This is a genomic window from Mesorhizobium sp. WSM4821 (assembly GCF_055901555.1).
The window spans coordinates 5567617-5581255 of the sequence record NZ_CM148371.1; the positions used below are offsets into that span (position 1 = coordinate 5567617).

Annotated in this window: 12 protein-coding genes and 1 tRNA gene; 8 read left to right on the forward strand and 5 right to left on the reverse strand. The window is 63.3% G+C overall.

Going from position 1 to position 13639, the window contains the following annotated elements:
* Positions 1 to 7 precede the first annotated feature (7 nt).
* Together AC0NID_RS27190 and AC0NID_RS27195 are read right to left on the reverse strand one after the other, a co-directional pair.
* Complete coding sequence (locus AC0NID_RS27190; RefSeq protein ID WP_473457247.1) at positions 8 to 1012, reverse strand: asparaginase; 1005 nt, start codon at positions 1010 to 1012, stop codon at positions 8 to 10.
* Between the two features lie 79 nt (positions 1013 to 1091).
* Positions 1092 to 2258 (reverse strand): acetyl-CoA acetyltransferase, encoded by a 1167-nt coding sequence (locus AC0NID_RS27195; protein WP_473457245.1) that lies wholly within the window; start codon positions 2256 to 2258, stop codon positions 1092 to 1094.
* A gap of 231 nt (positions 2259 to 2489) precedes the next feature.
* Here AC0NID_RS27195 and betI point away from each other — a divergent pair, with 231 nt between their 5' ends.
* Genes betI through betB form a run of 5 tightly spaced genes read left to right on the forward strand, consistent with a single transcriptional unit; the run spans position 2490 to position 8782 of the window.
* The gene (gene betI, locus AC0NID_RS27200; RefSeq protein WP_473457243.1) at positions 2490 to 3080 is read left to right on the forward strand and encodes a choline-binding transcriptional repressor BetI; all 591 of its coding nucleotides are present in this window, start codon (positions 2490 to 2492) and stop codon (positions 3078 to 3080) included.
* Positions 3077 to 4606: a choline-sulfatase gene (betC, locus tag AC0NID_RS27205; RefSeq protein ID WP_473457242.1), complete on the forward strand. Its 1530-nt coding sequence runs from the start codon at positions 3077 to 3079 to the stop codon at positions 4604 to 4606. Before betI ends, betC begins: the two co-directional genes overlap by 4 nt.
* Positions 4603 to 5610, forward strand: a complete 1008-nt coding sequence (locus tag AC0NID_RS27210) for a threonine/serine dehydratase (protein WP_473457241.1) — start codon at positions 4603 to 4605, stop codon at positions 5608 to 5610. Before betC ends, AC0NID_RS27210 begins: the two co-directional genes overlap by 4 nt.
* A 3-nt stretch (positions 5611 to 5613) precedes the next feature.
* Positions 5614 to 7266, forward strand: coding sequence for a choline dehydrogenase (gene betA, locus AC0NID_RS27215; protein ID WP_473457239.1), 1653 nt, complete (start codon positions 5614 to 5616; stop codon positions 7264 to 7266).
* Positions 7267 to 7318: 52 nt separating this feature from the next.
* Positions 7319 to 8782 carry a betaine-aldehyde dehydrogenase gene (gene betB, locus AC0NID_RS27220; RefSeq protein WP_473457238.1) on the forward strand — a complete coding sequence of 488 codons (1464 nt, stop codon included), beginning with the start codon at positions 7319 to 7321 and terminating at the stop codon, positions 8780 to 8782.
* Between the two features lie 86 nt (positions 8783 to 8868).
* Here the strand turns inward: betB and AC0NID_RS27225 are convergent, their stop codons facing one another.
* Positions 8869 to 9768 carry a LysR family transcriptional regulator gene (locus AC0NID_RS27225; protein WP_473457237.1) on the reverse strand — a complete coding sequence of 300 codons (900 nt, stop codon included), beginning with the start codon at positions 9766 to 9768 and terminating at the stop codon, positions 8869 to 8871.
* A gap of 99 nt (positions 9769 to 9867) precedes the next feature.
* On the opposite strand from AC0NID_RS27225, the gene AC0NID_RS27230 reads away from it, so the two are divergent.
* On the forward strand, positions 9868 to 10749 hold the full coding sequence (locus tag AC0NID_RS27230) for an NmrA/HSCARG family protein (RefSeq protein WP_473457236.1): 882 nt from the start codon (positions 9868 to 9870) through the stop codon (positions 10747 to 10749).
* A 104-nt stretch (positions 10750 to 10853) separates the two neighbouring features.
* Here the strand turns inward: AC0NID_RS27230 and AC0NID_RS27235 are convergent, their stop codons facing one another.
* Positions 10854 to 12374: a phosphomannomutase/phosphoglucomutase gene (locus AC0NID_RS27235; protein ID WP_473457234.1), complete on the reverse strand. Its 1521-nt coding sequence runs from the start codon at positions 12372 to 12374 to the stop codon at positions 10854 to 10856.
* 203 nt (positions 12375 to 12577) lie between these two features.
* Here AC0NID_RS27235 and AC0NID_RS27240 point away from each other — a divergent pair.
* A tRNA-Pro gene (locus AC0NID_RS27240) sits at positions 12578 to 12654 on the forward strand.
* A 182-nt stretch (positions 12655 to 12836) separates the two neighbouring features.
* Here AC0NID_RS27240 and AC0NID_RS27245 read toward each other — a convergent pair.
* Complete coding sequence (locus AC0NID_RS27245) at positions 12837 to 13058, reverse strand: DUF6471 domain-containing protein (RefSeq protein WP_128168690.1); 222 nt, start codon at positions 13056 to 13058, stop codon at positions 12837 to 12839.
* A gap of 91 nt (positions 13059 to 13149) precedes the next feature.
* On the opposite strand from AC0NID_RS27245, the gene AC0NID_RS27250 reads away from it, so the two are divergent.
* Positions 13150 to 13401, forward strand: a complete 252-nt coding sequence (locus AC0NID_RS27250; protein ID WP_473562979.1) for a hypothetical protein — start codon at positions 13150 to 13152, stop codon at positions 13399 to 13401.
* The last annotated feature ends 238 nt before the right edge of the window (positions 13402 to 13639 follow it).

Here is a 13639-nt window from a genome sequence, read left to right on the forward strand (position 1 = left end):
CAGGTTCTCAGCTCAGCGCGGCAGTGGGCCTGACAGCACCGACCTTGGCGCCGATCCTGCTTTCGACCGGCGGATTTGCCTGTTCGATCAGTTTTGCCGCCAGCGCCTTGTCGGCGTGCAAAAGCCCGGCAATGCATGCCGCGACCATGACTTCAGCCGCCCGGCCGGCGCCATCATCGCATTTGAGCGCGATGCCGAGGCCAAGCTCCGGAAGGGCCGCGCAATAGACGCCTTCGGCCCCTACCTTGGCGAAAATCCGGCCTGGCGCGGCTTTCATCAGCGCAACATCGGCCCTGCCCGTGCCGGCGACCAGAAAGGGCTCGGCCATGCAGGCCGAAAGCAACCGCTTTGCGGCCTTGGCGCGTACCGGTTCAAAACCGACACCGGTCGCCATGCGGGCAAAGCCGCGCGCGAAGCTGCGCAGCGGCACGGCATAGGTGGGGATCGAGCAACCGTCGGTGCCGCAATGGTCGTAATCATGGGCAGCCCCGGTTACGGCTTGCATCGCGTCGTGCACCAGTTCCTGCAGGGCATGGCCTGATTTGACATAGCCGCGATGAGCGATGCCGGCGTGGACGCAGGTGCAGAGGAAGCCCGCATGCTTGCCAGAGCAATTGTTGTGCAGTGCGTTTGGCAAGTTCCCGGCGCTGGCCAGCGCAATCGTCGCATCATGGCTCGAGGGCCAATGCGCGCCGCACTCCAGCGCCGCCTCCTCCAGCCCGGCCTTCGCCAGCATCGCCCGCGCCAGTTCGACATGCGCGGGTTCGCCGGAATGCGATGCGCAGGCCAGCGCCAGTTCCCGGTCTCCGAAGCCAAAAGCATCGGCGGCACCGCTTTCAACCAGAGGCAGCGCCTGGATCGCCTTGACGGCCGAGCGCGGAAACACCGGGCGTGCCGTATCACCGATCTCCAGGAACGGCTTACCGTCGGCATCGAAGACCGCAATGGCGCCACGATGGGCGCTCTCGACCATTGCGCCGCGCAAAATCTCGACCAGAACCGGATTTGTCATGAATTCCCCGCTAAGATCAAAGTGTTACAGCGACCTTTGCGCGCCTGGAAGGCGCCCGGCGCTGTAATGCGGGCCGCTTCTATCTGATCCGGTCGAGAATGGAAACGTAGTTGGCGACCGCGGCGCCGCCCATGTTGAAGATGCCGCCGAGCTTTGCTCCCGGCACCTGGATGCCGCCGGCCTCGCCGACAAGCTGCATGGCGCTCAGCACATGCATCGATACTCCGGTGGCGCCGATCGGATGCCCCTTCGACTTCAGCCCGCCGGACGGATTGACCGGCAGCCGGCCGTCCTTCGCCGTCTCGCCGTCCAGTGCCAGTTTGGCGCCCTCGCCCGGTTTGGCCAGCCCCATCGCCTCATATTCGATCAGCTCGGCGATGGTGAAACAGTCATGCGTCTCGACGAAGGAGAGATCGTCGAGCGTCACGCCGGCGCTTTTCAACGCCTGGCTCCAGGCGTGTTCGCAGCCTTCGAACGCCAGGATGTCGCGCTTCGACATTGGCAGGAAATCCTGCACATGCTCGTTGGCGCGGAAGGCGACGGCGCGGCGCATCTTCAACGCCGTCGCCGTGTCGGCAAGGACAAGGGCGGCGGCGCCGTCGGAAACCAGCGAGCAGTCGGTGCGCTTCAGAGGGCCAGCGACGAAGGGGTTCTTCTCGCTCTCGTGCCGGCAGAACTCGTAGCCGAAATCCTTGCGCATCTGCGCGTAGGGATTGTCGACGCCGTTCTTGTGGTTCTTGGCAGCGATCATCGCCAGGGCGTCCGACTGGTCACCATAGCGCTGGAAATAGGCCTGCGCGATCTTGCCGAAAACGCCGGCGAAGCCTGCCGGCGTATCGCCCTCCTCGGGCAGATACGAGGCCTTGAGAAGGTTCTTGCCGATTTCCGGACCGGGCGTCGTCGTCATCTGCTCGGCGCCGACCACCAGCACGATGCGCGCCGCATTGGCGTCTATGGCGCGGATGCCTTGCCTGACCGCCGCCGAACCGGTGGCGCAGGCGTTCTCGACTCGCGTCGCCGGCTTGAAGCGCAGCCGGTCGTCGGCCTGCAGGACCAGGCTTGCGGTAAAATCCTGCGCGGAAAAGCCGGCATTGAAGTGACCAAGCACGATCTCGTCGACCTCGTCCGGACCGATACCGGCATGGTCGAGCGCGTCTGCTGCAACCTTGGTGATCAGGCCCTCCAGCGTCTCGCCTTCGAGCTTGCCGAAGCGCGAATGCGCCCAGCCGACGATGCATGCTGTCATGGCGAACTCCATCTTCCGCGCCAGCCGGTCCGTGGCGTCACGGCGCATTCCATCAATATTGTTCAGCTATGAACCGCTTTCCAGATCATGTGAAGGGCCAGAGGCACACAATCGGTTGATCCGACCGGTCTTGCCCCAACGCCCGACCTCGAGTTGCGGAAATCGGGCTGGATTTTTGTTGATTGATCCGTCAATAAAAAATAAAACTTGCCGCAAGAGGTCGGAGCAAGAATGCCGAAAATCGGAATGGAGCCATTGCGCCGCAGGGCGCTCATCGATGCAACGATCTCGGCGATCGGCGAGCGTGGCTCGCTTGATGTGACCATGTCGGAAATCGCCGGGCGCGCCGGCGTGTCCTCGGCGCTTGCCCATCACTATTTCGGCGCCAAGGACGAGCTTTTGCTGGCGACGATGCGGCACATCCTGGCCGAGCTGACGGCCGATATGCGGCGCGCGCTTCGATCGGCCAGCACGGCACGCCAACGCGTTTCGGCCGTGGTCGCCGTCAATTTCTCCGACGTCCAGTTCCAGCCGGAAACGATCGCCGCCTGGCTTGCCTTCTATGTCGAGGCGCAGAAATCGTCGGCACTGCGCCGGCTGCTCAAGGTCTATGCCCGGCGCCTGCATTCCAATCTGTTGAGCGGACTGACCGGCATCCTGCCGAGGAGCGAAGCCGACCGCGTCGCCGAGGCGACAGCAGCACTTATCGACGGGCTCTATATCAGGCGCGCGCTGAAGGATGGCGTGCCCAATGCCGCGACCGCGATCGCGCTGGTCGAGGACTATCTCGAAACCAAGCTCAACGAGCGGAGCGCGCAGTGACGTCCAAACGACCCAATTTCCTGATCGTCATGGTCGATCAACTCAACGGCACACTGTTTCCGGACGGGCCGGCGGAATTTCTGCATGCGCCGCATCTCAAGGCGCTGGCCGCACGCTCGGCACGCTTTGCCAACAACTATACAGCGTCGCCGCTCTGCGCGCCGGGCCGCGCCTCGTTCATGAGTGGCCAGTTGCCGTCGCGCACCGGGGTCTACGACAATGCCGCCGAATTCGTCTCGTCGATCCCGACCTTCGCCCATCATCTGCGCGCCGCCGGCTACTACACCTGCCTGTCGGGCAAGATGCATTTCGTCGGGCCGGACCAGCTGCACGGTTTCGAGGAGCGGCTGACCACCGACATCTATCCCGCCGATTTCGGCTGGACACCGGACTATCGCAAGCCCGGCGAGCGGATCGACTGGTGGTATCACAATCTGGGCTCGGTGACCGGCGCTGGCGTCGCCGAGATCACCAACCAGATGGAGTACGACGACGAGGTCGTGTTCCTGGCCACGCAGAGGCTCTATCAGCTTTCGCGCGAAGAGGACGATGCGAACCATCGGCCCTGGTGCCTCACCGTTTCGCTGTCGCACCCGCACGATCCCTATGTCGCTCGTAAACAGTACTGGGATCTTTATGAGCATTGCCAGGCGCTGGATCCGGAAACCGGGTTCATCGCCCATGACGAACAGGATGTGCATTCGCAGCGGCTGTATCGCGCCAGCGATTACCCCTCTTTCGAGATCACCCCTGAGCAGGTGCGTCGTTCGCGGCGCGGCTATTTCGCCAACATCTCCTATGTCGACGACAAGCTCGGCGAGCTTCTGGACGTTCTCAAGCGAACACGCATGCTCGACGATACCGTCATCCTGTTCTGCTCGGACCACGGCGACATGCTCGGCGAACGCGGCCTGTGGTTCAAGATGAGCTTCTTCGAAGGCTCGGCGCGGGTGCCGCTGATGATCGCTGGCAAGGGCGTACAAGCAGGACTGATCCAGGCGCCGGTTTCCAATCTCGACGTAATGCCGACGCTTTGCGACCTCGCAGGCATCGACATGAGCGCGATTTCGCCGTGGACCGACGGCCAGTCGCTGCTGCCGCTTACCAACGGCGGGCAGCGCACCGCGCCTGTGTTGATGGAGTATGCAGCGGAAGGCTCCTGCGCGCCCTTGGTGGCGATCCGCGACGGCAGATACAAGTTCGTCCACTGCGAGCTCGATCCGCCGCAGCTGTTCGATCTCGAAGCCGATCCGCTCGAGCGAGACAATTTAGCAGCCGACCAGGCCAATGCGGGCTTGGTGGCAACGTTCATGGACAAGGTCCGGGCGCGCTGGGATATGGCCGGCTTCGACGCCGCCGTGCGCGAGAGCCAGGCGCGCCGCTGGGTCGTCTACCATGCGCTGCGCAACGGCGCCTACTATCCTTGGGATTTCCAGCCGCTGCAGAAGGCGTCGGAGCGCTACATGCGCAACCACATGAACCTCGACAATCTCGAAGAGAGCAAAAGGTATCCGCGAGGCGAATGATGACAACCCTCGTCCCCTCCCTCGATCACCTCAGGCAGGCCTATGCGGTCACCGGTAAGGCGACGCAGGTCACGCCATTGCTGGAATCGGCGGCGCTCGCCAGGGAGACCGGAGCTGCCCGCGTCTTCGTCAAGCCGGAGTCGCTGCAATGGGCCGGCTCGTTCAAAGTGCGCGGCGCCTATTGGAGGCTGAAGCGGCTGTCGCCCGATGAAGCCAGGAAGGGCGTCGTCGCCTATTCGTCCGGTAATTTCGCGCAAGGGCTGGCCGCCGCCGGGCAGGCGCTGGGCGTCCCGGTCACCATCGTCATGCCGAACGACGCGCCGGCCGCCAAGCGCGACGCAACGGCCGGCTATGGCGCGCGCGTGGTGCTGACCGACCATGGCGAACGCGCGCGTGAGGAGGTTGCCGCCGCCAGGGCGCGCGAGATCGCCGAGACCGAGGGGCTGGCGCTACTGCATCCGTTCGACGACCCCGAGATCGTCGCCGGCCAGGCTGGTGCCGGGCTGGAGGCACTCGAGCAACTCGATGCCAGGGATGCCAGCGCCGATTTGCTGTTTTGCGCGGTCGGCGGCGGCGGGCTGATCGGCGGCGTTTCGCTGGCTTTCCACTATCTGTCGCCGGCGACCAAGATCATCGGCGTTGAGCCGGAAGGTTTTAACGGCATGGGCTCGTCGCTGGCACATGGCGCGATCGAAACCATGCCGATCGGGCCGAAATCGATCTGCGACGGGCTAATGGCGCGCAAGCCAGGCGACGCGCCGTTCGCGGCAGTCAAGACCGCCGGCGTTCGCGGCATCACCGTCGACGATCAATCGGTGCGCAGTGCGATGCGGATCGCCTTCGAGCGGATGAAGCTGGTGCTCGAACCGTCGGGCGCGGCATCGCTGGCGGCGCTGCTCGGCGGCAAGGTGGATGTGAGCGGCAAGAGCGTGCTCGTGGTAGCAACCGGCGGCAATGTTTCGCTCGCCGATTTCATTGCGCATATGAACCATGGGCGCATTTGAACCATGCTTGAAGCGGATTTCGTCATCATCGGCTCCGGCTCGGCCGGCTCGGCCATGGCCTACCGGCTGTCGGAGGACGGCAAGCACTCGGTGATCGTCATCGAATTTGGCGGCAGCGACATCGGCCCGCTCATCCAGATGCCATCGGCGCTGTCGATCCCGCTCAACATGAGCCTCTACGACTGGGGCTTTGCCAGCGAGCCGGAGCCGCATCTCGGCGGCCGTGTGCTGGCGACGCCGCGCGGCAAGGTCATCGGCGGCTCGTCCTCGATCAACGGCATGGTCTATGTGCGCGGCCACGCACGCGATTTCGACCATTGGGCCGAAGAGGGCGCGGCCGGCTGGGGGTTTGCCGACGTGCTCCCCTACTTCAAGCGCATGGAGGACGCCAATGGCGGCGAGAATGGCTGGCGCGGCCACGGCGGCCCGCTGACCGTGCAGCGCGGCTCAAGGACGAACCCGCTCTACGGCGCCTTCGTCGAGGCGGGCCGTCAGGCCGGTTTCGAACTGACCGACGACTATAACGGCGCGAAGCAGGAAGGTTTCGGGCCGATGGAACAGACCATTCGCGGCGGACGCCGCTGGTCGGCGGCGAGCGCCTATCTGCGGCCGGCGCTCAGGCGACCAAATGTGAGTCTGATCAAAGGCTTCGCCCGGCGGGTGATCATCGAGAATCAACGCGCCATCGGCGTCGAGATCGAATTGCGCAAACGAATTCAGGTGATCAAGGCGCGACGTGAGGTGATCGTTGCCGCGTCCTCTATCAATTCGCCCAAGATCCTGATGCTGTCCGGCATCGGGCCGGCAGAACATCTCAGGGAACACGGCATTCAGGTTGTCGCCGACCGGCCGGGCGTCGGCCGCAACCTGCAGGACCATATGGAGCTTTACATCCAGCAGGAATCGACGCAGCCGATCACCCTGAATTCGGTGCTGAACCCATTCTCCAAGGCATTGATCGGCGCGCAATGGCTGTTCTTCAAGTCGGGTCTCGGCGCGACCAACCATTTCGAGGCGGCTGCCTTCGTGCGCTCGCGCGCCGGTGTCGACTATCCCGACATCCAATATCATTTCATCCCGGCGGCGGTTCGTTATGACGGCAAGGCGGCGGCGAAGGCGCACGGTTTCCAGGCGCATGTCGGACCGATGCGATCGAAGTCGCGCGGCTCCGTCACGCTGCGCTCGCCCGATCCCAAATCGAAGCCGGTGATCCGCTTCAACTACATGTCGCATCCGGACGACTGGACGGAATTCCGCCACTGCGTTCGGCTGACCCGCGAGATCTTCGGCCAGTCGGCATTCGACCCTTATCGCGGCAAAGAGATCTCGCCTGGCTCGCACGTCCAGTCGGACGACGATCTCGACGCCTTCATCCGCGATCACGCCGAAAGCGCCTATCACCCGTGCGGCACTTGCAGAATCGGCCGCGCCGACGATCCGATGAGCGTCGTCGATCCGGAATGCCGTGTCATCGGCGTCGAGGGATTGCGGGTCGCCGATTCCTCGATCTTCCCGCGCGTCACCAACGGCAATCTCAACGCGCCGTCGATCATGACCGGCGAGAAGGCCGCCGACCACATTCTCGGCCGTACGCCGCTGGCGCCGTCCAACCAGGAACCATGGATCAATCCGCGCTGGCAGGTGTCGGACAGATAGGCCATGATCCGGCGGACTGCTCCGCCCTAGCGAAGACGATTGGAGAACAGCCATGCGCGCGCAGCCGACGGCATCGCACTATGTCAACGGACGCTACATCGACGACGAGCAGGGTGCGCCACTGCCGGTCATCTATCCGGCAACCGGCGAGACCATCGCGATGCTGCGTTCGGCGACGCCGAACGTGCTGGAACTCGCGATCGAAGCAGCGCGCACCGCACAGCCAGCCTGGGCGCGGCTGAAGCCGGTCGAACGCGGACGCATCCTGCGCCGCGCCGCCGACATGTTGCGCGCGCGCAACGCCGATCTGGCCCGCATCGAGACGTTGGATACCGGCAAGGCGTTCCAGGAAACACTGGTGGCGGATGCCCCCTCGGCAGCCGACTGCCTCGAATATTTCGGCGGCGCTGTCGCATCCTATAACGGCGAGGCCGTCGACCTCGGCGGGCCCTTCGCCTATACGCGGCGCGAGGCGCTTGGCGTCTGCGTCGGCATCGGCGCCTGGAACTACCCGATCCAGATCGCCGGCTGGAAATCCGCACCGGCGCTCGCCATGGGCAACGCCATGGTGTTCAAGCCGTCGGAGAACACGCCGCTGTCGGCGCTGGCGCTCGCCGAAATCTATACCGAGGCCGGCCTGCCCGACGGCCTGTTCAACGTGGTGCAAGGCTACGGCGATGTCGGCGCCGGCCTCGTCGGGCACGATGTCGTCGCCAAGGTTTCGGTGACCGGCTCGGTGCCGACCGGCCGCAAGGTGCTGTCGCTCGCCGGCTCGAAGATGAAGCACGCCACGATGGAGCTCGGCGGCAAGTCGCCGCTGATCGTCTTCGACGATGCCGATCTCGAAAACGCCATTGGCGGCGCCATGCTCGGCAACTTTTACTCCTGCGGCCAGATCTGCTCCAACGGCACGCGGGTGTTCGTCCAGAAAGGCATCCATGACCGTTTCGTCGAACGGCTCGTCGAGCGGACAAAGAAGATCCGCATCGGCGATCCGCTCGACCCGGAAACGCAAATGGGGCCACTGGTCAACAAGGCGCAGCACGAGAAGGTGATCGGCTATATCGAGGCCGGCAAGCAGGATGGTGCCGTGCTCGCTTGCGGCGGCAACGTGCCTTCGCTGCAGGGCTTCCAGGGCGGCTTCTTTGTCGAGCCGACGGTCTTCACCAGCGTCACCGACACCATGCGCATCGCGCGCGAGGAGATTTTCGGGCCGGTGATGAGCGTGCTGAAATTCGACGGCGAAGACGAGGTGATCGAGCGCGCCAACGACACCGAATTCGGCCTTGCCGCGGGCGTGTTCACGCGCGACCTGCCGCGCGCCCACCGCGTCATCGCCGAGCTACAGGCCGGCACGTGTTGGATCAATGCCTACAATCTGACGCCGGTCGAGATCCCCTTCGGCGGCTTCAAGCAGTCGGGCATCGGGCGGGAAAACTCGCTAGCCGCGCTGGCGCTGTATTCGCAGTTGAAGTCGGTCTATGTCGAGACCGGCGACGTGGCGAGCCCGTACTGAGGTCGCTGGCTGCAAAGCTGTCGGCGGTCAGATCCAGATATTGCGCCAGGGCGCAGACGTTGGTGGATCAGGTACCACGCATGCCTTCAAACGGTGTTTACCCGATCGGAAATCCGCCCGGCCGCCAGCTCGATGAAGGCCTTGACGATGGGCGAAAGATGCCGGCTGCTCGGATAGAGGACATACAGTCCGCCCGCCGGTGTCGCGTAGTCCGGAAGAACGCGGCGCAGCCGCCCCTCGTTGAAAAGCGCTTCGGCGATGCTGTGGGGCAATTGGGCGATGCCGAAACCAGTGACCGCCGCCGCAACGACCGCCTGCATTTCATTGGCGGCGAAACGCCCAGCCACGGTGGCGGTTTCCTGGCCGTGCGGCCCGTCCAGCACCCAATGAGCGCCCGAGGTCGAAGGGCCGGCGATGACGCACTGGTGGTGCGTGAGATCCGCCAGGCTTTCCGGCATCCCGTGCCTTGCGAGATAGTCCGGGCTGGCGCAGAGCAGCCTGTGCGTAGGGCCAAGTTTGCGGGCAATCAGCGTGGAATCCTGAAGAACCCCGGTGCGGAAAGCGAGGTCTATGCCGTCCTCGACCAGATTGAGCTGGTCGTCGGTCAAGCGTAGCTCGACCCTGGTTTTCGGATACACCGCCAGAAAGTCGACGACCGCCTGGGTAAGGAAATAGCCGCCGAAGCCGACGGGAGCCGAAATGCGGATCGTGCCCGATGGCTCCGCTCTTGCTTCGGCGAGGCGCAGATTTGCGTCCTCGAGCGTCCGCAGCGCCTGGCTGCTCTGCTCGTAATAGAGGCGCCCGGCGTCCGTCATGTTGAGGCTGCGTGTCGTGCGCTGCAGGAGGCGAACCCCGACCTCGCGTTCGAGTGCAGCAACACGCCGACTGACTGTTGTCTTCGGCATGGCGAGCATGCGCGCGGCAGCGGTGAAGCTTCCGGCCTCGACGACGCGAGCGAATACGACGATATCGTTGAGATCGAGCATTGTATCCAAATATGGGACAAAGTTTTCCAATTATAGGCAATTACGCATCAATGTGACAGGCCTTAATTTTGCTCCACCTGAACAAGAAGGAGCAAACATATGACGACCATACAAAGCGTTCTGGTTACTGGCGCCACCGGCCAGCAGGGCGGCGCGGTTGCGCGTGCCTTGCTGACGAGGGGACATCGCGTCAAGGCACTGACCCGCAAGCCGGACAGCGATGGCGCACGGCAACTGGCGGCGGCGGGTGCTGAAATCGTGGCCGGCGATCTCGGCGACTCGGCTTCCGTCGTGGAGGCGGCAAGCGACGTCGACACCATGTTCCTGATGGGCAACAGCTACGAAGCTGGCATCGCAGAGGAAACCCGCCAGGGGATTCTTGCCGCCGACGCGGCGAAGACTGCCGGCATCGGGCATTTGATCTATTCATCCGTTGCCGACGCCGACAAGAATACCGGCATTCCGCATTTCGAAAGCAAATATCTTGTCGAGCAACATGTCGCCGGGCTCGGCATCCCCTACACGATCAGCGCACCGGTTGCCTTCATGGAGAATGTCGTCGCGCCGTGGTCGATTGGCGCGCTCAGCCGAGGCACGCATGCCTTTGCGATGCCTGCCAAACGTGTCCTCCAGTTGGTCGCCCTGGCCGACATCGGAGCCTTCGTTGCCGCCTTGGTCGAGCGGCGGGAGCGTGTGTTCGGCAAGCGTTTCGATATCGCCGGGGACGAATTGTCGGGCGAAGACCAGGCGAGGATGCTGGCGCAAGCCATTGGCCGCCCGATCGGCTACCACGAAATCCCGATCGCCGCGGCCCGCCAACAGAGCGAGGATGCGGCACTCATGTTCGAGTGGTTCGACCGCGTCGGCTACGACGTCGATATTGCTGCCTTGCACAGGGATTTCCAGGAGGTTCGCTGGCACAGTTTTGCCGACTGGACGAGAGCGTTCGACTGGAGTGTGCTTGAGCAGTCAACCACCTGAGTTCACCTGGGGCGTCCGGGTCAATGGAACCCGGAGCCGGAGCACGGCAGATGCTGGGGTCCGCCTCTCTTATGCCTTTCGTCGCGATGCGACGAAAGGCGAATCTAGAAAGTCTGGTTGTAGGCGCCGACCTCCGGGCTGCGGCGCAGCACCGCGTCAACGGCTTCGAACATCTGCCGGCGCCGCTCGGACGACACCGGGCTTTCCACCACCACGACAAGCTCCGGCTTGTTCGACGACGCCCGCACCAGGCCCCAGGTGCCGTCCTCGGCAACGACGCGAACGCCATTGACGGTGATCAGCTCGGCGATCTTCTGGCCAGCGAAGATGGCGCCGTCCTGCTTCATCGCCTGGAAGTCGGAAACGACACGCTCGACGACGCCGTATTTCAGCTCGTCGGCGCAGTGCGGCGACATGGTCGGCGTGCCGAAGGTCAGCGGCAGGTCGCGATAGAGATCGGCCATGCTGCTTGTCGGGCTGCGATCGAGCATCTGGCAGATGGCGATGGCTGTGATGAGACCATCGTCATAGCCGCGCCCGATCGGCGGATTGAAGAAGAAATGACCGGATTTCTCGAAACCGGCTATGGCGCCGAGCTCGGCCACGCGCCGCTTTATGTAGGAGTGGCCGGTCTTCCAGTAGTCGGTGACGGCGCCATCGGCGCGCAGCGCGGCATCAGTGTTGAACAATCCGGTCGACTTGACGTCGACGACGAAGGTCGAGCCCGGATAAAGGTGCGCAATGTCGCGTGCGAGCATGACGCCGACCTTGTCGGCAAAGATCTCGTTGCCTTCATTGTCGACCACGCCGCAACGGTCGCCGTCGCCGTCGAAGCCAAGTCCGACGTCGGCTCCTGTTTCCAGCACCTTGTCGCGGATCGCGTGCAGCATTTTCATGTCTTCGGGATTGGGATTGTAGTTCGGAAACGTATGGTCGAGCTCGACATCCAGCGGGATCACCTCGCAGCCGATCCGTTCCAGCGCCTCAGGCGCAAAGGCGCCGGCGGTGCCGTTGCCACAAGCGGCGACCACCTTGAGCTTCCTCGATATGCGCTTGTCCCGGGTCAGGTCGTCCAGGTAGGTTTTGCGGAAATCCGGCACGAAGTCATAGGAGCCGCCGCCGACAAGGTCGAAGTCGCCCGCAAGCACGATCGTCTTCAAGGCGCTCATTTCCTCCGGACCGAAGGTCAGGGGACGCGCGGCCCCCATCTTGACGCCGCTCCAGCCGTTCTCGTTGTGCGAGGCGGTGACCATGGCGACGGACGGCGCGTCGAGCGCGAACTGGGCGAAATAGGCCATCGGCGACAGCGCCAGCCCGATATCCCTGACCCGCGCGCCGGCGGCCATCAGCCCGGAAACCAGCGCCAGCTTGATCGCCAGCGAATAGGAACGGAAATCATGTCCGGTCACGATATCCGGCCCGGCGCCCAGGCGCCGGATCAGCGTGCCGAGCCCCATGCCGAGCGCCTGAACACCGATCAGATTGAGCTCCGGCGGTTCCGCTGAGGCCGGGTGGCCGAACCACCAGCGCGCATCATACTCACGAAAGCCGGACGGCTTGATCAGCGCCGAGGTTTCGAACTCGAAGGTGTTGGGACGGGCTTCGCTAACGATCTTCAGGGGCAAGACAGCAACTCCAAGCGACTGGAACCAGAGTGTTTCAAGGCAGGTGGCCGATGCGTATTACACCAGCCTTTAAGCCGTGTTTATCGCTCGGGAAACTGAAACCTGTATGACCTTAAGGCGAAAGCGTAACAAATGCGACAATAGCACCGCCATTGACGCTTGCAGGAACGAAGTGCGGCGGCTATAAGCCCGCGGTCTGGTCACGGAGTGTAGCGCAGCCTGGTAGCGCACATCGTTCGGGACGATGGGGTCGCAGGTTCAAATCCTGCCACTCCGACCAGAAAAAACAATGACTTAGGCATCCCGATACTGCCTACCCCACAGATATCCCCACGGAAAAGACTAAAGGGCATCTGGGTTGCGGCGGCAGACGCGTGATTATTGAACCGCGGCGCCTGTTGCTACCCGAGCTGCGATTGCTTAGATCACTGCACGGACGAGGCGCCGGCGCCCCGACAAATGTCAGTCGAGCTTCAGCCTTTGCGACCCTATCGCCTTGAGGCACTGGGCGAAGAACACGGCGCTGAAGCGTCCGCGTGATAGCTTGTTGCTGATGTTCGCCTCTTTCTCCTCGACCCCGATAGCGGCCAGCTTTTCGACCAAATCGGCATAGCTCAGGCCCTGAAGCTTGAGCTCGGCCTTCAGGAGCCCGCTCACCAGCCGCTCCCACTCTGTCTCGGTCATCCGAACATCCTCCGCCAAAAAAATCTTGCGCAGCCCATTGCATTCCTCATCTTCACCGTTATGTATCTTATACAGTAGAATTCTGCTTTAAATGATATGTATCTACTTTCACTCGACCCACCACATGACCATCGACCAGACTACGGCAAACGTGCTGACGGATTTCTTGCGCGAACTCTCCTCGGAGCTGGACCTGCACTACGACGACGAAGACCTTCACGCCCTCAAGCCAACGATCGAAACGTTGCGACGTGCCGCGACACTGATGGCTGACACCGGCTACGAGGCCCCTGAAGTCTACCACCATGTCATGGGCCGCTTCGAGCGGATGACTCGCTCCTAGCATAGCGATCCGACATCAGAATTCCACGGCGCCCAACCATCCTCTTCCACAGGACTTTCAAGATGACTGAACCATTCGACTCCTCCATCTCGAGCTCCGACTATCTGGCCCCTAGCGCGCGAAGGACGGGTTAGCGGCGGGTATGGTCCCGTCCGCATCGCATTCCCAGATGGTACGATGGGCGCACCTGGCCTGCGCAAGGAGCGAGATGCGGGACTGGCACTGAAATGATCGCGGG

What these genes read in the sequence shown, in the direction of transcription:
- AC0NID_RS27190 (WP_473457247.1), bottom strand. Translation starts at nt 1,012, where the DNA reads ATGACAAATCCGGTTCTGGTCGAGATTTTGCGCGGCGCAATGGTCGAG.
- AC0NID_RS27195 (WP_473457245.1), bottom strand. Translation starts at nt 2,258, where the DNA reads ATGACAGCATGCATCGTCGGCTGGGCGCATTCGCGCTTCGGCAAGCTC.
- betI (WP_473457243.1), top strand. Translation starts at nt 2,490, where the DNA reads ATGCCGAAAATCGGAATGGAGCCATTGCGCCGCAGGGCGCTCATCGAT.
- AC0NID_RS27210 (WP_473457241.1), top strand. Translation starts at nt 4,603, where the DNA reads ATGATGACAACCCTCGTCCCCTCCCTCGATCACCTCAGGCAGGCCTAT.
- betA (WP_473457239.1), top strand. Translation starts at nt 5,614, where the DNA reads ATGCTTGAAGCGGATTTCGTCATCATCGGCTCCGGCTCGGCCGGCTCG.
- betB (WP_473457238.1), top strand. Translation starts at nt 7,319, where the DNA reads ATGCGCGCGCAGCCGACGGCATCGCACTATGTCAACGGACGCTACATC.
- AC0NID_RS27225 (WP_473457237.1), bottom strand. Translation starts at nt 9,768, where the DNA reads ATGCTCGATCTCAACGATATCGTCGTATTCGCTCGCGTCGTCGAGGCC.
- AC0NID_RS27230 (WP_473457236.1), top strand. Translation starts at nt 9,868, where the DNA reads ATGACGACCATACAAAGCGTTCTGGTTACTGGCGCCACCGGCCAGCAG.
- AC0NID_RS27245 (WP_128168690.1), bottom strand. Translation starts at nt 13,058, where the DNA reads ATGACCGAGACAGAGTGGGAGCGGCTGGTGAGCGGGCTCCTGAAGGCC.
- AC0NID_RS27250 (WP_473562979.1), top strand. Translation starts at nt 13,150, where the DNA reads ATGATATGTATCTACTTTCACTCGACCCACCACATGACCATCGACCAG.